This window comes from Microcoleus pseudofavosus SVA1_A4 (assembly GCF_036700565.1).
GTDB lineage: Bacteria > Cyanobacteriota > Cyanobacteriia > Cyanobacteriales > Microcoleaceae > Microcoleus.
Window position 1 is genome coordinate 1 of record NZ_JAUBPE010000097.1, and the last position, 22,280, is coordinate 22,280.

The 22,280-nt window shown below is 44.7% G+C and carries 21 protein-coding genes and 1 pseudogene; 8 read left to right on the forward strand and 14 right to left on the reverse strand.

Annotated features, from left to right (window positions below; genetic code table 11):
* Nucleotides 1-171 precede the first annotated feature (171 nt).
* The 6 genes from QUA02_RS29330 to pedR form a co-directional block, all read right to left on the reverse strand.
* The gene (locus tag QUA02_RS29330) at nucleotides 172-657 is read right to left on the reverse strand and encodes a hypothetical protein (protein WP_333033062.1); all 486 of its coding nucleotides are present in this window, start codon (nucleotides 655-657) and stop codon (nucleotides 172-174) included.
* A 110-nt stretch (nucleotides 658-767) separates the two neighbouring features.
* Nucleotides 768-1,901 (reverse strand): DNA cytosine methyltransferase, encoded by a 1,134-nt coding sequence (locus tag QUA02_RS29335; RefSeq protein WP_333033063.1) that lies wholly within the window; start codon nucleotides 1,899-1,901, stop codon nucleotides 768-770.
* A gap of 96 nt (nucleotides 1,902-1,997) precedes the next feature.
* A complete protein-coding gene (locus tag QUA02_RS29340) occupies nucleotides 1,998-2,768 on the reverse strand; it encodes a Uma2 family endonuclease (RefSeq protein WP_333033065.1) in 771 nt (256 codons plus the stop codon).
* Nucleotides 2,769-2,966: 198 nt separating this feature from the next.
* Nucleotides 2,967-4,241 carry a histidine--tRNA ligase gene (gene hisS, locus QUA02_RS29345; RefSeq protein ID WP_333033082.1) on the reverse strand — a complete coding sequence of 425 codons (1,275 nt, stop codon included), beginning with the start codon at nucleotides 4,239-4,241 and terminating at the stop codon, nucleotides 2,967-2,969.
* A 123-nt stretch (nucleotides 4,242-4,364) separates the two neighbouring features.
* Nucleotides 4,365-4,646, reverse strand: coding sequence for a hypothetical protein (locus tag QUA02_RS29350; protein WP_333033083.1), 282 nt, complete (start codon nucleotides 4,644-4,646; stop codon nucleotides 4,365-4,367).
* Nucleotides 4,647-4,680: 34 nt separating this feature from the next.
* A complete protein-coding gene (gene pedR, locus QUA02_RS29355; protein ID WP_333033066.1) occupies nucleotides 4,681-4,956 on the reverse strand; it encodes a photosynthetic electron transport-dependent transcriptional regulator PedR in 276 nt (91 codons plus the stop codon).
* A 60-nt stretch (nucleotides 4,957-5,016) separates the two neighbouring features.
* On the opposite strand from pedR, the gene QUA02_RS29360 reads away from it, so the two are divergent.
* Both QUA02_RS29360 and QUA02_RS29365 read left to right on the forward strand, forming a co-directional pair.
* A complete protein-coding gene (locus QUA02_RS29360; RefSeq protein ID WP_333033067.1) occupies nucleotides 5,017-5,349 on the forward strand; it encodes a hypothetical protein in 333 nt (110 codons plus the stop codon).
* Between the two features lie 48 nt (nucleotides 5,350-5,397).
* Nucleotides 5,398-6,375 (forward strand): carbohydrate kinase family protein, encoded by a 978-nt coding sequence (locus QUA02_RS29365; RefSeq protein ID WP_333033068.1) that lies wholly within the window; start codon nucleotides 5,398-5,400, stop codon nucleotides 6,373-6,375.
* 90 nt (nucleotides 6,376-6,465) lie between these two features.
* Here the strand turns inward: QUA02_RS29365 and QUA02_RS29370 are convergent, their stop codons facing one another.
* From QUA02_RS29370 to QUA02_RS29385, 4 genes are all read right to left on the reverse strand, one after another.
* Nucleotides 6,466-6,969 (reverse strand): gluconokinase, encoded by a 504-nt coding sequence (locus QUA02_RS29370; protein WP_333033069.1) that lies wholly within the window; start codon nucleotides 6,967-6,969, stop codon nucleotides 6,466-6,468.
* Nucleotides 6,970-7,098: 129 nt separating this feature from the next.
* The gene (aqpZ, locus tag QUA02_RS29375; protein ID WP_333033070.1) at nucleotides 7,099-7,797 is read right to left on the reverse strand and encodes an aquaporin Z; all 699 of its coding nucleotides are present in this window, start codon (nucleotides 7,795-7,797) and stop codon (nucleotides 7,099-7,101) included.
* 336 nt (nucleotides 7,798-8,133) lie between these two features.
* The gene (locus QUA02_RS29380) at nucleotides 8,134-8,295 is read right to left on the reverse strand and encodes a hypothetical protein (protein ID WP_333033071.1); all 162 of its coding nucleotides are present in this window, start codon (nucleotides 8,293-8,295) and stop codon (nucleotides 8,134-8,136) included.
* A 94-nt stretch (nucleotides 8,296-8,389) separates the two neighbouring features.
* Nucleotides 8,390-9,184, reverse strand: coding sequence for a hypothetical protein (locus QUA02_RS29385; RefSeq protein ID WP_333033072.1), 795 nt, complete (start codon nucleotides 9,182-9,184; stop codon nucleotides 8,390-8,392).
* 594 nt (nucleotides 9,185-9,778) lie between these two features.
* Here QUA02_RS29385 and QUA02_RS29390 point away from each other — a divergent pair.
* Together QUA02_RS29390 and QUA02_RS29395 are read left to right on the forward strand one after the other, a co-directional pair.
* Entirely contained in the window at nucleotides 9,779-10,078 is a 300-nt protein-coding gene (locus QUA02_RS29390; RefSeq protein ID WP_333033073.1) for a type II toxin-antitoxin system HigB family toxin, read from the forward strand.
* Nucleotides 10,062-10,460, forward strand: coding sequence for a helix-turn-helix domain-containing protein (locus QUA02_RS29395; protein ID WP_172192286.1), 399 nt, complete (start codon nucleotides 10,062-10,064; stop codon nucleotides 10,458-10,460). The genes QUA02_RS29390 and QUA02_RS29395 overlap by 17 nt, the downstream gene beginning before the upstream one ends.
* A 215-nt stretch (nucleotides 10,461-10,675) precedes the next feature.
* Here the strand turns inward: QUA02_RS29395 and QUA02_RS29400 are convergent, their stop codons facing one another.
* From QUA02_RS29400 to QUA02_RS29415, 4 genes are all read right to left on the reverse strand, one after another.
* Entirely contained in the window at nucleotides 10,676-11,998 is a 1,323-nt protein-coding gene (locus QUA02_RS29400; RefSeq protein ID WP_333033074.1) for a 3-isopropylmalate dehydratase large subunit, read from the reverse strand.
* 110 nt (nucleotides 11,999-12,108) lie between these two features.
* Nucleotides 12,109-12,843, reverse strand: a complete 735-nt coding sequence (gene sfsA, locus QUA02_RS29405; protein WP_333033075.1) for a DNA/RNA nuclease SfsA — start codon at nucleotides 12,841-12,843, stop codon at nucleotides 12,109-12,111.
* 116 nt (nucleotides 12,844-12,959) lie between these two features.
* Nucleotides 12,960-13,652 carry a glutathione S-transferase family protein gene (locus tag QUA02_RS29410; protein WP_333033076.1) on the reverse strand — a complete coding sequence of 231 codons (693 nt, stop codon included), beginning with the start codon at nucleotides 13,650-13,652 and terminating at the stop codon, nucleotides 12,960-12,962.
* A gap of 95 nt (nucleotides 13,653-13,747) precedes the next feature.
* Nucleotides 13,748-14,920, reverse strand: coding sequence for a DUF3095 domain-containing protein (locus QUA02_RS29415; RefSeq protein WP_333033077.1), 1,173 nt, complete (start codon nucleotides 14,918-14,920; stop codon nucleotides 13,748-13,750).
* A 67-nt stretch (nucleotides 14,921-14,987) separates the two neighbouring features.
* Between QUA02_RS29415 and murJ the strand changes: the two genes are divergently transcribed.
* From murJ to QUA02_RS29435, 4 genes and pseudogenes are all read left to right on the forward strand, one after another.
* Nucleotides 14,988-16,601, forward strand: a complete 1,614-nt coding sequence (gene murJ, locus QUA02_RS29420; RefSeq protein ID WP_333033078.1) for a murein biosynthesis integral membrane protein MurJ — start codon at nucleotides 14,988-14,990, stop codon at nucleotides 16,599-16,601.
* A gap of 39 nt (nucleotides 16,602-16,640) precedes the next feature.
* The gene (locus QUA02_RS29425; RefSeq protein WP_333033079.1) at nucleotides 16,641-16,781 is read left to right on the forward strand and encodes a hypothetical protein; all 141 of its coding nucleotides are present in this window, start codon (nucleotides 16,641-16,643) and stop codon (nucleotides 16,779-16,781) included.
* 280 nt (nucleotides 16,782-17,061) lie between these two features.
* A pseudogene (ruvA, locus tag QUA02_RS29430) lies at nucleotides 17,062-17,530 on the forward strand (Holliday junction branch migration protein RuvA); the annotation flags it as partial.
* A gap of 177 nt (nucleotides 17,531-17,707) precedes the next feature.
* A complete protein-coding gene (locus QUA02_RS29435) occupies nucleotides 17,708-22,267 on the forward strand; it encodes an Ig-like domain-containing protein (RefSeq protein WP_333033081.1) in 4,560 nt (1,519 codons plus the stop codon).
* Nucleotides 22,268-22,280: the final 13 nt, after the last annotated feature.

The following is a 22,280-nucleotide window of genomic DNA, read 5'->3' on the forward strand; positions in this document are numbered from 1 at the left end:
TGATTTTAAATCACCCTAACCTTCCTTCAGTCTTGTCTTATGGTACTTTAGCTGCTTAAAAACTGTCCGGAGTATTGTTATATCTTACCCAGAAAAGCCAGAAAAGCCTTGCTTGGCTCTACTGGCTTTTTATCCTATATTTCTACGGATATGGCTCCTCGTAGAAGATAATCACTTCAATGTTGGGGAACGGCCTAGCAAAGTCTTCATCGCAGGTAGTGTTGCAGCCCGAACACATATCTCTGTGTAAATGTAAAGCCTTCCTATCGCCTCAGAAGGTACACTATCTCGTTCCAACTCTGCTGCAAGTGCATTGAAGAGCTTGTACTCAGCGTGTTTTTCGTTGTAATTTTCAGAGGCTGCTGCTCTGTCAATCCTTTGGGGAAAACACAACTTTGGCCCATTGTCTAGGCCTGGAATATTGAGAGGCTTTTTCTTGCTGGTAGCTTTTTCGCTATAAACTCTACCCATTGCGAGTTCTAGTTTGGCAGCCGCAGCATTACGACCACTGGGTTTTCCAATATGGATCGATCGAACATCTTGAGCCTGAGTCCGCAGTTCCTCTACGATATCCGCATAGCACTCAGGTATGTCTTGAGGATACTCGTAATGAGGTGTGTTTCTAGAGGGTTTTCCTGTCGTTAAGTTTTTGTTCACGCGCGTAATGATTAATGTTACACACATCGATAAATAAAAACATCTATAACCTGAATTAGACATAAGATTTAAGCTTCGTCTGACTTAGGTATCTTGATTATATCACACTTTCAAATTAACTGTAAACTCTGCTCGGACACCTCTAATTCAGCCCATTTTAATCGTTCCTGAATTGACATACCCTGCAACTTTTTACTCATTTCATATAAATCAACTTGGGTATAATCCCCCTTAAATAGCGGAATTAAAGCCTCAACAACAGCCGCAATTCCCTCCGGCGGCACGGCATTCCCAATCTGCCGCCGTACTTCAGTCGTAGAACCTTCAAAAACAAAATCATCGGGAAATGTTTGCAATCTTGCCCTTTCACGATTTGTCAAAGAACGCGGTTCTAAATAATGATAACCCCAAGTTCCGCCACCTCCACCAGCAATGATTGTCGATGATGGTTTATCTGGATGAATTCGCCGATAAACGTGACTGATCATACCTTTTACATAGTATGGACTGTCCTTGGGAATATCCGAAAAATTGCCTCCCGGTTTAATTCGATTCAAAATTTCAACGGTGCGGGAATGAATTTTATGATGTTTGTTATTGTCAAGAACTGTTTCTACATTTTTGAGTGCTTCGCCCGCAGTTCGATAAGGATTTTTGCGATTTATACCGTATTTTGGCTGAGGATGCACAAAGTTAAATCCTGTATCCATCCGAATGCCAACTAATAAAACTCTTTGGCGAAATTGGGGAACTCCGTAATCAGCAAAGTTGTAGAGTTTAGGTTTAACTAAGTAGCCTGGTGCAATACTTTCAAAGTCAGAAATTATTTGTTTTATTGCTTGATAATTATTTGCACTTAATAAGCCTTTTACATTTTCTGCTACAAAAGCTTTGGGCTTTTTTTTGTTGACAAAATCGAGGAAGTATGTATATAAATTGCCTCTAGTTCCTTCAAGTCCGGGCCGCTTCCAAATTAGGGAGAAATCTTGACAAGGGAAGCCTCCTATACATATTTCAGCTTCGGGAACTTGTGCAATGTCTATATTTTCTATGCTGTCGTTGATGATGACATCGGCGATGTTTCTGCGGAATGTTTTGCAGGCGTATGGATTGGAGTCGATCGCCCAAACTACCTCAAATCCGGCTTGGTGGAATGGCAAATCCATGCCACCGCAACCGGAAAATAAGGAGATGAGTCGCGTTTTTTTTGTCCAGGCGATCGGCTGGAGACGTTCGATTAACATAGGAGTGCAAAGTGACGCAAGGGCGGGCTGGATGCCCGCACCACGAGAGTGCCATCATACCAAAACGCGATCGAATTCGACTAATCAATCGATATTTCACTCTTCATCGTCTAACTCGATCCCGGCTTGACGCAGTTTTTCGGCCAATCTTTCAGCGCGGAGTTTTTCGCGATCGCCCCGCTGGCGTTCTTGTTCTACTCTTTCCTCAGACCAAAGCAACAACTCGCCTTCTGCATCCCACCACCTCAACCAACAGCCTGTTCTCCCTTCGTGCGTTCCTTCCCACATTCCTAAAAACAAGTCTAATCCCGGTATCCAATAACGTCCGTTTTCATCGGGTTTTTGCAAGTTGTAACGCTCTAATTCTAAAGCGTAAACTTCTAAATGAGCGGTTTTTGCTCGGAATATGACGTATCTAGGGACTTTGATTACTTGCTCGTAAAAATACCACTTTCCCACCCGCGAGGTAAACTCTACCGAGTATTCTTCTCCATAGGTTTCTGAAAGAAATTCCATCACGATTTGGGGGATGGTTCCTTCTGTGTGTGGCGTGTAACTGCGGCGTACTTGAGAGACATTTTTTGGATTGACGGGTTTCACGTACATCCAATCTGGTGCTTTGCAGATAATGCGCTGTTCGTCGCTGGTTGATGCTGGGAAACTTATGCCGGCACACAGGGCAAAGTTAGAAACAACTAAGGCATCCTGCATTAATTCAGGAAATCCTGTTAGCGGTTGGCGCAAAGCGGCGGCGAATAATGGTTGGCTTTCGTCTTCCACGGGGTCGTCTGGTAGTTGAAAATCTTCTGGCAGTAGCGGCCAGGTGATTGTGAGTTTTGTTTCAGGATTTTTAGTTGCTACAGACATAGTTTATCAGAGGTTAAATGTTTTAATGTTTAAATTATATCTTTGGGTTTTTGGGATTCATGTTAATGCCTTAATGACGAGGCAGAGCCTCTGGATCTGCGTTACCGGGCAGAGCCTGGTAACGAGAGGATTGGAATTCAAAGTCCCCCTTTTTAAGGGGGATTTAGGGGGATCTAGACTGGGCTAAAACCGAGAGTTCTAAGGGTTGTTAATCTTCTGCTGTAGTTCGGTGGTCATGGCTAGCAGTTCTGATTGGGCGATCGCACTTTGTTCACCACTCGCCAACCACTTCAATTGTACAGTCTCACTTTCAGCTTCCGCATCTCCCAAAACTAAACACCCAACAGCACCGCTTCTGTCGGCTCTTTTAAACTGTTTCTTGAAGGGGCTACCACTCAAATCTATCTCTACACTAAACCCGGCACTTCGCAATTTTTGAGCTAAAAATACCGATTGCTGTTCTGCTTTTTCGCCCCTGGATACCAAATAGAAATCTAACTTCGGCGCGGGCAAAGGTTGCAACTTTTGCAGCAGGATAATCAACCTTTCGATACCCAGTGCCCAACCGACGGCCGCCGTATCTGGGCCGCCCAATTCCTTTACTAAACCGTCGTAGCGGCCGCCTCCGCAAACTGTTGATTGCGCTCCCAAATCGTCGGAGATAATTTCAAATGCGGTGTTGGTATAGTAATCTAAACCGCGCACTAATCTGGGATTTAACTGATAGCTAATTCCTAAATTTGTGAGCATTTGCTGCACTTGCTCGAAGTGCGATCGCGATTCCTCTCCCAAATAGTCCAAAATACTCGGCGCACCAGCTACAATTTCTTGAGTACGCTGATTTTTGCTGTCCAATATCCGCAGCGGGTTTCGAGTCAAGCGGTCTTGAGAATCTGTATCTAATTCGTCTTTGTGCGGTGTAAAATAATCGATCAAAGCTTGTCGGTAATTTTGTCGGTCTTGCTTATTTCCGACAGAATTAATATCCAGGCGCAAATTTTTTAAACCGAGGGTTTGCAGGATGTCGCAGGCGATCGCAATTACCTCGACATCCGCACGAGGACTCGCACTCCCCAAGACTTCCACGCCAATTTGATTGAACTGCCGCTGTCTTCCTTCTTGCGTGCCTTCGTAGCGAAACATCGGCCCCGCATACCACAGACGCTGCACGTCTCCCGCCGCGTACAAACTGTTTTGAATAAAAGCTCGCACTACTCCGGCGGTGCCTTCTGGACGCAAAGTAGTCGAACGATCGCCCTTATCTTTAAAAGTGTACATTTCCTTACCCACAACATCGGTAGCTTCGCCGATGCCGCGTTCAAATAAAGATGTCCGTTCAAAAATTGGTGTCCGAATTTCTCGATAAGCCGCTTTTTTCAAAATTGTTCTAGCGACTTCTTCTATATTTTGCCAGTATTGAATTTCAGCGGGCAAAATATCCCACGTTCCAGGTAAAGTTTGAATTTCACTCATTTTGTTAGTCATTAGTCCGTAGTCATTAGTCCGTAGTCATTAGTTATTAGTTAACGGTTATTAGTTGTTAGTCAACAGTTAACAGTTAACAGTCAACAGTCAACACCTAACAATTCCCCATAACTAATGACTTAATAATTCCCAAGCTCCGTAACGATCGCCATAATAAGCCAAAATGCGATCGACTCGCTCGCGATCGACCAAATCGAACCCTTCAGGATACTGTATCCACAAACCCCCAACTTGGCTGTCGCTGTAATCAAACCGCTGCGACTGCTGCGGAATTAAACCGGTTTCCACCCCTTCAACTTGACGCAAATGGGCTGCCACTTCGCGATACACCGCCAGCGGCAATCCAGGGCATTGAATTTGATAGCGGAGTTGTTTTTCTTGTGCCGTTTGCATCATTTCTTTGCCTGTCCCCAACCATAACCCCTATTTAAGATACTTCTTTATCGATCGGCCTCGGTAGAGCGCAGCAGTTAATATCGTCCAAACATACCTTCCCCCACTGCAACGCCCACCGCACCAGCGTAACTCGATTGTCAGCGGGCGTCTTGTTCAAGATATTGCTAATGTGGTTGTCAACTGTACGCTTGCTAATCTCTAACTTTTCGGCAATTTTCTCATTAGTCAATCCCGTCGCTACTAACTCTACCACTTGCAATTCTCTGTCCGACAGGGTGACAGGGGTCCCAGAGACGCTCCCGCTCATAAATTTTTCCTATGTGTGCATATTTACCTATCTACAATTCTAAAGGATGACGGATCGAGTATGAAGAGAAAATTAAATTTGCTGCTGCTCCTCTTGGCCGTCAAGCACCAACTCGCTTGGAGAATCGCAAGGAGTGCAAACCCAGCGCCGACAAAGCGCGCGCAGCCACTTGCACTGCAGGCGCGTCGGGTGGCGGATGCTCGTTTTACCGGCGCGCATCTGACATCCGGGCCCAAAAAACCGCAGGTGTTTGCACGTCAAACTAATGATACGCCCGCACTGCACTTGTGCGTTGAGGAAGTAACTGTCAGTATCAGTAGGTCTGATATTATAGGAGCAGCCATTAAAAAATACCTTGCAATTTTTCTGGGATGGGTTAAAAATAATTATTAACCTGTCTACTCCTGGTCTAAAATCTATAATCTAACATCAAAAATTCATATGACTTATCCTCGCGTTCTGTGTCTGGGTGAAATTTTATTTGATTGTTTAGCAGACAAACCAGGAGTATCTCTAGAAGAGGTAGAATCTTGGACGGCATATCCCGGCGGTGCTCCTGCTAATGTGGCCTGTGCTTTGGCTAAATTGGGGACGGCGGCGGGATTTATCGGTGCTGTAGGGGGGGATGAATTGGGGAATTCCCTAGTGCAGGTATTGCAAGAAGTAGGGGTTGATATCGCTGGAGTGCAGCGCCATCCGAGTGCGCCGACGCGGCAAGTTTATGTCTTGCGGAATCAAGCGGGCGATCGAACTTTTGCTGGTTTTGGCGAATTTCATACTGCGGATTTTGCCGACACCCACCTCCTCGCTGCACAATTACCCGAGGTGCTGTTTGAAAATGCCGAATTTTTAGTGCTAGGCACTTTAGAATTAGCTTATCCTGAAAGTCGAGAGGCGATAAAAAGAGCGATCGAACTAGCAGAACAGTACGATGTTAAAATTATACTTGACATCAATTGGCGTCCGGTGTTTTGGCCAGATCCAGACGAAGCAAAAGCGCGCATTATAGAACTCTTAAAAAACGTTGATTTTGTCAAGTTATCTGACGAAGAAGCCGAATGGTTGTTTGCAACAACCGACGCTGGAGCTATTACCTACCGCCTCGATTCCGTAGAAGGAGTTTTGGTAACTGCTGGCGAGAAAGGTTGCGCTTATTGTCTCTCGGAAAATGAAGGAAAAATCCCCGTCTTTGCAATAGATGTTGAGGATACAACAGGTGCCGGGGACGGGTTTGTGGCTGGTTTTGTGCGGCAGTTGTGCAAGCATGGAATTAAGAATTTAGCAGATCCAGAAATAGCAAAAAAAATTGTAACTTATGCGAGCGCGGTGGGTGCGATGACAGCGATGAAACCCGGGGCAATTGCTGCTCAACCAACCGCCGCTGAAGTAGAAGCTTTCTTGTATCTGTACAAAAATTAGCACGCAAAACCTCAAAGTTTTATGAAAACTAAAGTCCTCACTACAAACAAATTTTATTTGGGGGCCATTAACACATATCAGACGCTCGCACTAAATAATTCCAATACCACCGGATTTGAGATGATTTCTAATTTCGCGCAGGATTATTTCTAGCGGCTGCGAAGCATCTATAATAATTGCATCTTCTGGTTCTTCGAGAGTATCGAACTGACTTGACAGCAAGTCTGCTTTCATGTAGTGATTTTCGCGATTTTTTAACCGGGCTGCGAATAGCTCAAAAGAACCTTTAAGATAAACTATTTTTATCCGCTGCTCGTTTCGGCAGAGCATTTCGCGGTAAGATGCTTTTAAAGCAGAACAAGCTAAAACCACATTTCTATTTTCCCAAAGCCACCAGTCTATTGCAGCTTGTAATTGTAACAGCCAAGGAAGGCGATCGGCATCTTCTAAAGGAATGCCCAAACTCATTTTTTCGATGTTGGCTGGCGAGTGAAAATCGTCGGCATCGCTGAAATCCCAATTGAGAGATTGCGCCAGCAACTTGCCAACAGTAGTTTTCCCCGAACCGGAGACTCCCATCACGATCGTAATCATGCCACCTATTTACCGAAATACTTGTAATTTAATCGAGTTGTGCGATCGACAAACCGGGTTTCTTAAGTTGCCGGATGAATCTTACCACCATAAAAAATTCAAGAAACCCGGTTTATTTCTGATTCTAGATCAAATTTCTTCCAGAGTCGGTTTAATGAAATTATAAGCCAAAACGCCGAGAATTCCACCAATCACTGGGAATACAATAAACGCCCACAACTGTTGGATTGCCCATCCGCCTTGAAAAAGTGCCACACCGATACTTCTAGCCGGGTTAACTGAAGTATTGGTTACGGGAATTCCGATTAAGTGAATCAACACCAGCATCAAGCCGATCGGAATTCCGCCCAAACCGACGGGATAATTGGGATGGGTAGTGCCCATGATTGTAAATAACAGAAAAGCAGTCAGTACAACTTCCGTTAAAGCTGCTGCCAAAAGTCCGTAACCAGTGGGAGAATGTTCTGCAAAACCGTTAGACGCAAATCCCGAAGTCGCCGCATCAAAACCCGGCTTTCCTGATGCTATCATATACAAAACAAGACCGCCTAAAATTCCCCCTAAAATCTGACCTCCTATATAATAAGGAAGCAAAACAGCATCGATCAGTTTGGCAACTACTAAACCGATGCTTACCGCCGGATTAATGTGGCATCCAGAGATAGGCCCGAGCGTATAAACCATGATTAAGAGGGACAGACCAAAGGCGATCGAAACTCCCAAAAAGCCGATTTTGTCTCCAGCTAAAACCGCACTGCCACATCCACCTAATACCAACACAAAAGTACCCAGAGCTTCAGCAACCCCAATCTTTATTTTTTTGTTCATACTCACACTCTATCTGAAGTTTACGATCGGTCAATTTCGCACCCAGATTAAATTTTACTTCTAAAAAGTAGAACTCAAATTTGTTTCCTGCAGCGCAAGAATACTAATGGAAAGCATTAGCAATGTGTAGCTCTAATTTTCATAAATTGTATGGGCTTAACTGAAACTGCGAAATTTGGAATCAATAAATTATATTAAAGTTACTCCTTTGTGGTAAAAATGTCAACACTTAGCTAATTATTTGTATAAATTGTGCAATCTTCTGTATTCAATTCAGAATAATTAACTTGAGTTATTCCCTCATTTTGTGATGATAATTTTACTTAGTTTTGCTGATTACCCGATCGCACTTGCAGCTAAAACATCACTGCTAACCGGCTGGTACATCGGACTGGAGAAGGGGCGAAAGTCTCGCCAATCGGCGGTCATCTTGCACAGCAAGCGGAACTTTAGCGGCGTTGGGGGTTGGTTGAGGCGATCGACTTCTACGCGAACCAATTCTCGATGCTGCGAGATAAGTTGAAAAATATCCCCCCAAAGATAGCGCGGACAATAGCCTACAATCCAGTCATTTTCAGTACAAAGCTGATGTTTACTTTGAATTAAGCATAATTTTTTGCAATTCTTCCCGATTTTTACCGTCGATTATCTCTTTGCCAACATTGGGTTTGGTGACACTAACTCGGACAAAATCGATATCATCTTTTTCGGTAAATTTGCGATCGCCATCGGAGTCTTTTCTAATTGTAATAAAAATTGCGCCACTCTTCTCATCAAATACCCAACTCATTAACTGGGTATCGGGCGGAGTGATTGCCTGAAGCGATTTTCCTCCCAACTTAGATAAATATCCAACGATCGCGTCTGCATCGTCAAGTTTGCCATCAGCATTTGTGTCGCTATCTATGATGTGAAACAACAGCAATTGATTCTGAGGCTTGCTGGATACTTTTTTTGAGGAATTTTGCTTCGGTTGATTTGTTTGTCCATTTTGATTGCTGGGATTGTCTGGCTTTTTTTTACCTAGCAAATATTCAAATTTAGATATTAAGGCTTTTCTGTTTAATAAAATATTAGATTTTCCGTTAGTTTTGTTATAAAAAATCATATTGTAACCGATCGTACCGCTGCCGCTTGATTTTCCAGAAAATAATTTTGATGAGATAGGATCGCGTCTAGATTCTTTTTCAACACCAGATAGAATAACTGGAATCATAATATATTCTGATTCAGGGTCAACGATTAAATCGCCGTAAGCAATCTGTGGCTGCGGCTTTTCTGCTTTCTTCTGTGCTTGATTTACTGTCTTAGTTGAACTGCATGATATGGTAATAGCAATTAAAGCAAATGTGGTAGCAATTTTGCGAGAAATATTGTGAGCTGTCATGAGTTTTGAAATTTTGTGGGATTAAAGGGCGATCGAATGTCTTTCGGTAACTTAGGGCTGAATAAATCTATCTATGGGATTTTCACCCTCGGCTGCACAAACACAACTCACCTACGCGGCTTAAAAAATGTTTACCCGATCGACCCTTGACATCTTCCTCTCAAAATGAGAGTATAAGTATACAAACAGGACTTATACGAAATCCGAGTTTACCACCCCTGTTATAAATATTCCGTCATTGCGAGGGAAGCAAAGCAATCGCAGAGACGCAAGCGATTGCTTCGCTTCCCTCGCAATGACAATAAAGGGGATGCCTAACCCGGATTTGGTATTACGCTGCATAACCGAACTTTTACATCACCTTTAGAGTTCTGGTGGACAGCGATCGCTCTATATAGCAATCCTAAATCATTTGTGAATTTCTTACTCCCTCCCCTTACCAAGGGGAGGGTTGGAGTGGGGTAAAAAGTTTACGACTCATTTAGGATTGCTATAGATAAAATCGGTGAGTAAGTCCTGTATAAAGTGATGGAATAAGCCACGTTAGGGAAGCGAAAGAGATGCAATACAAAACCACCAAAAAGCTAAAAACAAATGCACCTAATTTCGTTCCGCAACCTCCGTAATGATGCTGCTGAGTACCCGGATGTCAAAAACCAAATTGAGATTTGGAAAGAAACTGTCAACAAAGCGGAATGGCAGAACTTGGAGGATGTTCGCAAAATTTATCGGGATGCCGAAGCAGTAGGAAACTTTACCGTCTTTAATATCAAAGGCAACGACTATCGCCTGATTGTTGGGATTAACTATGAGAACCAAACTGTTTTCTACAAATATTTCCTAACCCACTCTGAATACGACAAAGAAAAATGGAAAAATGACCCTTACTTTTGACCGAACGACTTACAGCAACTTACTCGCAGAAATTGCTCCCAAGGCGATCGAAACTGAAGAAGAATACGATCGCCTCCTGGCAGTTGCAGAAAGGCTAACATTTGCTAAAAACCTCACTCCAGAGGAGAAAGTTTTATACAAGTTGTTAGTCACTTTGATAGAAGTTTACGAGACAGAAAACTATCCGATAGACAAATCCGAACCTCATGAGATTTTGCAACATATCATGGAATCCAGCGACACCCGCCAAGCAGACTTGGTAGGTATCATCGGATCTAGCGGCGTAGTATCTGAAGTTGTGAACGGCAAGCGATCCATTAGCAAAGCACAAGCTAAGGCACTCGGTGATTATTTTCAAATCTCACCTAGCTTGTTCATTTAATTTAAGATGAATCGATCGGTTACGATCTAATTCCATGTCTTGTAGGGGCGAGTTCAGCGACAATAATCGCCTAGAATCGACAATACAATAAACCCGCCCCCGCCCAGATCGAGACTAATCGATCGAACATAATATAAGGTGCGTCATATCCGAAACCCTCGATAAATTCTAGAGTGAAAGTCTGACGCACCCTACAACTGGTAAAAAGCAACTATCTAACCCAGGAATTCGCGCGGATCGGTGACATACCCAGTCAGGGCAGACGCGGCCGCCGTGTAAGGGGAAGCTAGATAAACTTGCGCTTCTTTATTCCCCATCCGGCCGGGGAAATTGCGGTTAGTTGTAGACACGCAAATTTCCGGTTCGTTCATCCGCCCGAAAGTATCTTTCGGGCCGCCCAAACAAGCGGCGCAAGAAGGCGCGGCAGGTTCGATGCAGCCGGCACCTAAGAAGATTTCCGAAAGTGTTTGACCGTCGTATTTTGTGACAAACAAATCTTCGTAAACTTTCTGAGTTGCCGGTACTAAATACGTCGGGACTTTGACTTGATTTCCTTTGAGAATTCGGGCGGCATTCAGAAAGTCCGAGGTTTTGCCGCCGGTGCATGAACCGATGTAAACTCGATCGATCTTGACATCGCGGCAATTCCGTGCCAACTCGCGGTTGTCGGGGGAGTGCGGTTTGGCGACGACTGGTTCTAATTTGGTGACATCGTAGGTGCGATCGCTATAAAATTTAGCATCCCCATCGCTGTAAAATGAATCGAAGGGTTTGTCAGTCCGCGAAGTAACGTAATCAAACGTAGTTTTGTCGGGCGCAACCGTGCCGTTTTTACCACCAGCTTCAATCACCATATTGCACAGCGTCATCCGTTCTTCCATCGTCAAACGCTCAACTGTATCGCCAGCAAACTCCATTGTCCGGTAGTTAGCACCGGCAACGCTAATATCGCCAATAATCTGCAAAATTAGGTCTTTTGCTAACAAATAATCCGGCAGTTCGCCGTTGAGTACAAAGCGCATGGTTGCCGGAACTTTGATTAACAGTTTGCCGGTTCCCATGATAAAAGCCGCGTCTGTATTGCCGATACCGGTGGCAAATTGTCCGAAAGCGCCGGCATTGCAGGTGTGGGAATCTGTGCCGAAGAGCACTTCGCCGGGCCGCGTGTGGCCTTCTTGGGCTAGGGCGATGTGGCAAACTCCTTTGTAGTCGGGATTTGCTTTGAAGTCCGATCGATCCGTGATGTCGTAAAAGTATTTTATCCCTTGTTCTTTGGCAAAATCGCGGAGAATATCGACGTTGCGGTTAGCGCGTTCGTCGTTGGTGAAAATGTAGTGGTCGGGAATTAGGACGATGCTGTCGGGATTCCAGACTTTAGCATTCTCGCCGAATTCGCGTTTGAAAACGCCGATGGTGCCGGGGCCGCAGACATCGTGGGTCATCAACACATCTGTTTCTACCCAGATGTTTTCTCCGGGCTCGACTTTAGTGCGGCCTGATGCTTTGGCTAAGATTTTTTCGGTCAGGGTCATTCCCATAGTGCGATCGCTCTTTTTTATTAGATGCTACATAGTGTAATTGTAAGCGAAACATTAAATGCGAGCGCTGTTAGATTCCCCAATTCTTAAGTAAGTCTGGAATCTGAGTATTAGGTGGGTTGACTTAAATCCAGTTTTGCTAACCCCAAATACCGAACACCTTCTGGCGTCACGTCAAACCGACAAGGCAAAACCTCTACACCTTCACTCCTAGCCTGTCTGAACAATTCTCCGTAAAGGCGATCGGCACTATCCCCGGGAGCAAAATCAGTACAATCCCCGCGATTAATAAAATACAGCATTACAGCCCTCGAACCCTGCCGCACCACTTCCATCAATTCTCTCAAATGTTTCTGTCCTCTCTCCGTCACTGTATCGGGAAATAAAGCCAACTCCTCTTTTGCCCAAGTTGTATTTTTAACTTCCAGAAAAATCGGTTTTTCCTCACCAGTCAGCAAAAAATCAACTCTACTTTTTTTATCAGTTCCGTAAATAACCTCCGGTTGAATTAAACTGTAATTGCCCAACTCGGGAAACAAGCCTAATTCCAAAGCTAACTTAATTACTCGATTCGGCAAACCCGTATTAACTCCCACCCAAGTTGGTTCGGTGTCGCACAGTTTAATTAATTCCCAAGTATAAGCCAATTTGCGTTTGGGATTGTTGCTGCTAGATACCAGCACGGGATTTCCGGGAATGCAAACACCAGTCATCGGGCCAGTATTCGCACAGTGCGCGGTGATGATTTCTCCAGAAGCTAGTTCGATTTCTGCGAAAAATCGCTTGTACCGCTTGATGAGAATTCCGGGCAAAAGAGGAGGATATTTGTAAATTAAGTCACTCATTAGATTTTGATATTTTAGTATGTTTGTAGTTGCGCTTCAGCGCTGAAGCGCAACTACAAACCTGTTTCAATCTGCTACTTGCCTAAGTTTTGTCGTGAGTTAAATTTTTTATTTTTTTACATCATTTCATCATTCAAAGGTTGCTTTTGTCGGTATTTCATCAACTGTTTCATTTGCGCTTTAAAAGCTTCTACCAATTCGGGACTAGCTTGAGTTTTTTGCCAAGAATCGGGGGGATTTAAGCGTTCCGGCCAAGCATTTAAATTGGGATATTCGTCCAAAGATATGCCCAAACTGGGCAGCCAAGGCACGGAAACTCCCGCTACAACATCGGCGAGGGTAATGCCACTGCTGCTACCAAAAAAAGGTCGATCGCCCAACCAACCCTCAAATAACCCCAGTACCGTAGCTACTTGTTGCTGTGCTTTCTCCAACTGCTGCGGGTCTGCTTCGCCGCCGAAAGTCTGGCGTACCAAAGGACTCATTGCCGGCGCCAATTCGTTCACTGTCACCATTTGTACCATGCGGACGATCGCCCTTTCTCCTTCATCCTCCGGTAGCAGGGCGGGCGCAGGATACTTAGCTTCCAGATAATCAAGAATTGCCAGCGTTTCTATGACATGAAAATCCCCATCAGCTAAAACAGGGACGTGGTGAAAAGGACTAATTGCCAAAAAATCAGGCTGAAATTGATCGCCGTTTAATTTTAGCGCCACTAATTCAAACTCTATTTCTTTTTCCAGCAAGGCAATCCAGACGCGGCGACTGTTAGTAGAGAGCGGATTGTGATAAAGTTTCAGCACGGTCATTCGATTTTAGATTTTAGATTTTAGATTTTAGATTTTAGATTTTAGCTTGAGGCATGATAGCACGAAACGACGGTTTTTAGTTTAGGTAGGCTTACTTATTGATTCATTCTTTGTTTCATATCCTTCGCCGCTAAAGCATAACCACCATCAGCACCGTCTATAAAATGCACTTGTTGGCCGCTGCGTTCAAACACCAAACAAGTCATCAACGCTCTGTCAGCAACGTGCAAACCGTAAACCAGCTTGCCTTCGCGGTAATTCCTTTCCAAGTACCGCGTCAATTTTTTTCGCCGCCACTCATTGCCCGAAATTACCATTCTCAACATATCATCAAATTTGCGGTAATCCGTAGCTGCGATCGCAATATCTTTATAAACTCCCCAATCTAACTCTTCTGTCTTAACTTTCAAATTCATTAACAGCGAACCAACCGCCGTCTCTAACTGTATTTTTGATAAATACATCTGGCGGTCTAACCAACTAGCACTGCTCGCCCTAACTAGAGTTTCTTTAATCAGCTTTGCGCTATTCAATGTCAATTTAAGATTTTCACGATCGATTGGATTTAAAGAATTTTCCTTGCCGTAAATGTATTCAATTTTTTTGATAATTTTTCTATAAAATTGATGGCTCTGCTGACCAAAATCTTCTCGCACCATTACCAGCAGCGTGACTATTTCCCCGAACTTGCTGGGAATATCCTGCCACCGACACTCCAATCCAGAAAAATCGGCTGTTGCAGAAATGCCATTATTTTTAATACTGTAAATCTTACCAGCAACAGGGTCTTTAATAAGTTCAGTAGCATAAGTTAATCCGCCGCCACTAAAAATAGCTTGGCTGTAATTTTCCGAAACTTTAAACTTAGCTATTTTAACCTGGAAATTAGCTGCTACCACAACTTTAACCGGCACGGCCCCAACTCGCAACTCCATGTCAAATTCAGTTTTAGCCATTTGTTGAGTGGCCAGCAAAGCAATCTTAGCAGCGGGTAAAAGCGATCGCCCCACTAACAGAGTAGCGCCGTCGCCGCCAAAGACAAAGGGAATTTCAATTTTGCCCGCTACATTCAAAACAGCAACGATCGAACAAGCCCCCAATAAGTTAACTTCTTTGTATTTTCCAGCTTCAATCGCTTTGGTAGAACCGCGAATATCTGTGACAACAATGTACCAATCATCAGGTACGTCAACAAAATTACCCAAATCGGTAATCTTGATAAAATTGTCCAGTAAAGGTAATTGGGAATAGAAATTTTCTGAATTCATGTTATCATTTTCCCGATTTGCTATTAAACTTAGTGAAGCCTTTTAGCACTAGCGTTTGTAACTATTTGTGTCAGAATTACAGAAGCCCTCTCGTTCCCTAGCAGGCATTGCCGGCATTGTCGCAGTCGCCACTCTGATTAGCAAAGTCTTTGGATTGGTGCGCCAAATTGCGATCGCCGCAGCCTTTGGAGTCGGTGTCGCCGTCGATGCCTACAACTACGCCTACGTCATCCCCGGTTTCTTATTTATTTTGCTCGGAGGGATTAACGGGCCATTTCACAGCGCCATAGTCAGCGTTTTAGCCCGCCGCGACAAAAAAGAAGCAGCGCCCTTAGTCGAGACTATCACTACTTTAGTTGGCGGCTTGTTGCTGTTGGTGACAGTGGCTTTAATTATTTTTGCCGATCCGCTGATCGATTTGGTAGCACCGGGATTAAATAGAACAGCAGAAGGTTTAGAAATCAAAGCAATTGCCGTCCAGCAATTTCGGATTATGGCGCCGATGGCATTACTTTCAGGCTTAATCGGCATTGGTTTCGGCACTCTCAACGCTGCCGATATGTACTGGTTGCCTTCGATTAGCCCTTTATTTTCCAGCGTTGCACTTGTCGGCGGTTTGGGGATTCTCGCACTGCAACTCGGAGACAAAATTATTCAGCCAGAATACGCACTAGCAGGCGGCTTAGTGTTAGCTTGGGGAACTTTAGCGGGAGCAGTTTTGCAGTGGTTGGTGCAACTAGCGACGCAGTGGCGAGCAGGCTTGGGAACATTGCGCTTGCGGTTTAATTTTAAACGCCCCGGAGTGCAAGAAGTAATTAAGGTGATGGTTCCTGCTACCTTATCCTCGGGAATGCTGCAAATTAATGTCTATACTGACCTATTTTTCGCATCCTACATCCCTCAAGCTGCCTCTGCGATGGGTTACAGCGGCTTGTTAGTTATGACTCCTTTAGGCATCATTTCTAATGTAATTTTAGTACCATTTTTGCCGATATTTTCTCGCCTCACCGAACCCAAAGACTGGCCGGAATTAAAACATAAAATTCGTCAATCTTTAGTTTTGACGGGGATTACGATGCTGCCCCTGAGCGCTTTAATGGTAACACTTGCCGGGCCGATCGTCCGCGTTGTTTACGAACGCTATGCTTTCGATCGGTCAGCCTCGGAGTTTGTCACGCCGATATTGATGGCTTACAGTATAGGAATGTTTGTGTATTTGGGACGCGACGTTGTGGTGCGGGTATTTTACGCTTTGGGAGACGGAGAAACCCCTTTTCGCGTCAGTATTATCAATATCTTTTTTAACGGATTGCTGGATTATTTGTTAGTAGGAGCTTATGGCGCGCCCGGATTAGTTTTGGCGACGGTGGGAGTGAATCTTCTTTCGATGGTTATGCTTTTGTACTTATTAGATAAAAAGCTGGGCGGCCTGCCTTGGCGGGAGTGGAGTTTGCCTTTTCTGGGGTTAACTTCTGGCAGTTTTCTAACTGCTTTCGTTACCTTGGCTACTCTGCAAGGCTGTCAAAGAGTTTTGGGTACTGAAGGTTTGGTAATTCAATTAGTGCAGTTGAGTGTGGCAAGTTTCGCGGGGTTAGCAGTTTTTGCGGTGTTTGTCAGTCAGATGAAGTTGCCGGAAGTTGATATGTTTGTCGATCGCATTCGGGGGCGTTTTGGCAAATAAATATCCGAAATTTGCGGCAGATTCAAGGAATCAACAAAAGTGCGATCGCCCTTAAGTACACAAAATACCAAAAAGGCGATCGCCTTTAAATACAAACCAACACTCCGAAGCGTCCATCCGCCTATATCAGCCGCCATCTGCGGTAAAAATTCCAAAGTAATTAACAAGGGCGATGTCTAGATTGTAAAGATATCGTCAACCTTAATGCTGTCTGGCAAAATAGCAAATAAAATTCTTCTAAAAAATATACCCTTATACCCACACCCTCTGAGGGATATCTAAATTACAGCATATTCCATGTATATCTAGTACACACAATCTTGCGATCGCCTGCTGTTTGGTGCGTCGCCACCCGTCAATCTGCAAGTTTTATCCAATATCTCGCAGCGACGCACCCGGAGGATTAACACCACACTGCAAGTTTTATCCAATATCTCGCAGCGACGCACCCGGAGGATTAACTCACCAACAAGTCAAGGAAGAACAAATGGTATTGTATGGTTTTATTTCCGGTGCGGAACGAGATTTATTTCGACAATTAGTAAGTGTTAGCGGTATTGGAGCACAACTCGCGATCGCACTTTTGGAAACTCTGGGATTGCAAGACTTAGTTCAAGCTATAGTAGGCGGTAATACCCGCATCTTGGCCAAAACTCCCGGTGTTGGGAGCAAAACTGCCGAACGCCTTGCTTTGGAACTGAGAACTAAACTATCAGAATGGCGGAATCAAGAGGGTTTGTCAACATCTGTACCTGCGGGAGTCAGTTCAGTTATTCAAGAAGAAGTTGAGATGACTTTACTCGCTTTAGGGTATACTGGGGCGGAGGTAATGGCAGGCATTACAGGCTCTTAGTCAAGATCCGAGTTTGTTAAAGAAAGGTAATGCGGAAGATTGGATTCGAGAAGCGATCGCGTGGTTGAGTCGATAATAGGGATAGTAAGGAAAAGCATTAGGTAAATTTGTTAGTTTTAGCTATTGACAAATTGCAGATATTGTGCTTAAATTTTATACTTTTAACAATTGTAAAGTTTTCGCTAAGGGGTAACAGACCTACATGATTTTGTTAAGCTATGGGTAGGTTACAAAAAACATCAGGTCATCTACTGTGAACAATCAAATAATTTTCGTTGACTCCTCTGTGCAGGAGCATCAAAGCCTAATTGAAGGCATTGATGGCGCTAAAATTGTCATTTTAAATGAAAGTTTCAGCGGCATCGATCAAATTACAAACGCCTTAGCCTCAACCCAAGAATTATCATCCATTCACATTGTTTCTCATGGTAGCGACGGCACTCTATTTCTGGGTAACTCTCCCCTCAACGAAACAACCCTAGAAACCCACGAAGCCACCGTCAAACAATGGGGTAAAGCCTTAAAAGCTAACGCAGATATTCTCCTCTACGGATGTAATGTTGCCCAAACTGAGCAAGGAAAAGCCTTCGTTAAACGCCTCAGTAAATTAACGAAAGCCAATGTTGCAGCATCCACTACTCTCACAGGAAATGCCAAATTAGGAGGAAACTGGAACTTAGAATTTATCATCGGTAAAATTCAAGCGGCTTTAGCATTTTCTCCAGAAGTCACAGCCGCTTACAGTGGTATTTTAGGCAATGGCCCTGGAGGCATCGGTTCCACCAATGGAACCAGCGAACTACAGTGGTGGTTGCGAGGTGATAAAGGTGTCACCGCTACTACTACTGTCAGCAGTTGGGCAGATCAGTCTGGCGTAGGATTAAACGCAACACAAGCAATAGCCGGCAGCCAGCCCACCTTCACGATTAACGCTATCAACGGACAACCAGTTGTCAGTTTTAATGGCACAGCAAAAAACTTACAAACTCCAACTTTACCTGCTACTTTTGCCACTACTTCCACATCCCTATTTATTGTGGCAAATACTCAAGCCGCTAACCAAAGTGCCGTTATCGGGAACAGCGGTTATCCCGGCGCCACAAACCGATATATCGTTCATCTACCTTGGAGTGATTCTAACGTATACTGGGACATGGGTAATATTGCTGCTGGAGGAAGGCTAAGTCCAGCATGGGGTGGCACTACAAACACTCCTTATGAATGGCATTTTCGCTCAGAACAAGGTGTTGGACAAAGAATAGAGAGAAATGGTACAAGCATTGCATCGGATGCCACTGCTTCCACTTTTAACCTCGCAGGTCAAAGTCTATACGTAAACCATCCTGGCAGCGCTAATTTTTACAACGGGAGCGTAGCAGAAGTAATTAGTTACAACCGCGCTCTCAATGATGCAGAATCAACCATCGTTAACAATTACCTAAGTGCCAAATACGGTCTCACTAATGGTAACGATAAATATGTCGGCGATAATGTCGGTAGTGACTACGACTGGAATGTAGCAGGCATTGGCAAAGAAGCCAATGGCAGCAACATTTCTGGTAACACCACAGGCGGTTTAATCATTGATAATGGCACATTCCTGCAAGATAACGGCGACTATCTACTTGCCGGTCAAATAGAAACAGCCAATGCTACCAATGTCACAACAGACCTTCCCACTGGTGCAAATAATCGTTTGTCTCGCGTGTGGTATCTCGATAAAACTGACATCGGCACTGCTGGTGGAACAGCCAACCTCACCTTCGACTTTTCCGACACTGGATTAGGTGGTACTCCTACTGGGAAATATCGTTTATTGTATCGCTCTGGCACAACAGGTAATTTCGCTCTTGTTAACAAAATTGCTACCTTCACTACCGACAATGCTACCATCAGTGGCGACCAAGTAATTTTTAACGGTATTGATACCAGCTTGCTCAATGATGGCTACTACACATTAGCATCAACAGTTAACAATGTACCCCTCCTCGACACCATCACTAACCCAACTGCAATTAATGAAGACGCAGCCGAACAAACTATTACTCTCACAGGCATAAGTGATATCGAAACCGCAACTAACGCCCTCAATATCACAGCCATTTCCGATAACACGACCTTAACTGGTACGCCCACCATTACTAACAACAATGATGGCACAGCTACCCTCAAATACACCCCCATAGCCAACGCTAACGGCACTGCTAACATCAGCGTCACCGTCACAGATGCGGATACTGGCACTGTAACTAAACCATTTACTGTCACCGTTAATCCCGTCAACGACATTCCGAGTTTCACCGCCACCAACCCAACCACAGTCAATCAAAATCCAGGGGCGCAAACCATCACAAATTGGGCTACCTTCAGCCCTGGTGGGGGAACCGATGAAGCCACTCAAACTGCCACTTACACAGTTAGCAGCATCGGCACCCCTGGCTTATTTGCCACAGCGCCAGCAGTAGATGCAAGCGGCAACCTCACCTACACCCCCGCCGCCACCGCCTCTGGTACCTCCACCTTTAATGTGCAAGTGCAAGATAGCGGTGGCACTGCTAACGGCGGAGTCGATACCTCCACCAGCCTACCTTTCACCATCACCGTAAACCCTGCACCTACCATCACCAATGTCAGCATACCCGCGAACAAAACCTATGTAGCAGGAGAAAACCTCGACTTTACCGTTACCTTCAACGAAGCAGTCACCATCACCAACGCTGCCAACTTACCCATTACCCTAAATACTGGCGGTACTGTCAACGCTATTCTTAATGGTAATGGAGCATCAGCCACCACCCACAATTTCCGCTACAGTGTTGTTACCGGCAACCTAGATACTGACGGCATCACACTTGGCACAGCCTTAAGTTTACCCGCCGCTTCTACCATTAAAAATGCCAACAATGCTAACGCTATTCTCACCTTCACCAACGCCAGCACCACAGGCATATTAATAGATGCTGTTGCCCCCAACGCACCCATCTTCACAACTACCAGTGGCACAACTAACGATAGCACTCCAACGTTGGTAGGGAAAGCGGAACCCAATAGTACCGTTAGTATTTTACAAGGCACAACTGTTCTGGGTACTGCGATTGTAGATGCTTTAGGTAACTGGAGTTTTACTCCCACAACAGCTTTAGCTGATGCTACTTACGCCTTTACTGCTACAGCTACCGATGCCGCGGGTAATACTTCTACTCCTTCAACTACCGTTAATTTGATAGTAGATGCAGTAGCACCGGCAGTACCTACTTTCACAACTACCAGTGGCACAACTAACGATAGCACTCCAACGTTGGTAGGGAAAGCGGAACCCAATAGTACCGTTAGTATTTTACAAGGCACAACTGTTCTGGGTACTGCGATTGTAGATGCTTTAGGTAACTGGAGTTTTACTCCCACAACAGCTTTAGCTGATGGCAATTACCCCTTTACTGCCACAGCCACCGACGCGACAGGTAATACTTCTACTCCTTCAACTGCTGTTAATTTGATAGTAGATACTACCGCACCGGCAACACCTACTTTCACAACTACCAGTGGCACAACTAACGATAGCACTCCAACGTTGGTAGGGAAAGCGGAACCCAATAGTACCGTTAGTATTTTACAAGGCACAACTGTTCTGGGTACTGCGATTGTAGATGCTTTAGGTAACTGGAGTTTTACTCCCACAACAGCTTTAGCTGATGGCAATTACCCCTTTACTGCCACAGCCACCGACGCGACAGGTAATACTTCTACTCCTTCAACTGCTGTTAATTTGATTGTAAATACTGCAGCACCGACAGTACCTACTCTCACAACTACCAGTGGTGCAACTAACGATAATACTCCCACTCTGACGGGGACAGCGGAAGCTAATAGTACCGTTAATATTTTACAAGGTACAACTGTTCTGGGTACTACTGCTGCGGATGCTACTGGGAATTGGAGTTTTACCCCCGCGACTCCTTTAACTGATGGTACTTACGCCTTGACTGCTACAGCTACCGATGCGACAGGTAAGACTTCTACTCCTTCAATTGCCGTTAATTTGATTGTAGATACTGCAGCACCGGCAACACCTACTCTCATAACTACCAGTGGTGCAACTAACGATAGCACTCCGACTCTGACGGGGACAGCGGAAGCTAATAGTACCGTTAATATTTTACAAGGCACAACTGTTCTGGGTACTACTGCTGCGGATGCTACTGGGAATTGGAGTTTTACCCCCGCGACTCCTTTAATTGATGGTACTTACGCCTTGACTGCTACAGCTACCGATGCCGCAGGTAATACTTCTACTCCTTCAATTGCCGTTAATTTGATTCTAGATACTGCACTAACTCCCACACCGACACCGACACCAACACCATCTGTGACACCGACTCCATCGGTGACACCATCTGTGACACCGACTCCATCGGTGACACCAATACCAATACCAATACCAATACAAACACCAACACCAACGCCCGCACCAACGCCCGCACCAACACCAACACCAACGCCCGCACCAACACCAACGCCCGCACCAACACCAACGCCCGCACCAACTCCAATAACTAACAACATCCCCAACGATGATTGCATCTGCGACACAATTGACTATCCCAATTTAAACCAACCGAATTCAGTTGAAAACACCATACTCGGTGTATCCGGCATCCAAATAGGCACTGCCAAAAATGATGAATTACTGGGTAGCAACACGGGCAATATATTCGATGCCAAATCAGGGGATGACAACTTATATGGCGGGGGAGCATGTCACTTTTGCGATAAGTATTTATACTTGTGCAGTTTTTCGAGGTCTACCAATTAAGCCATTTAAGTAA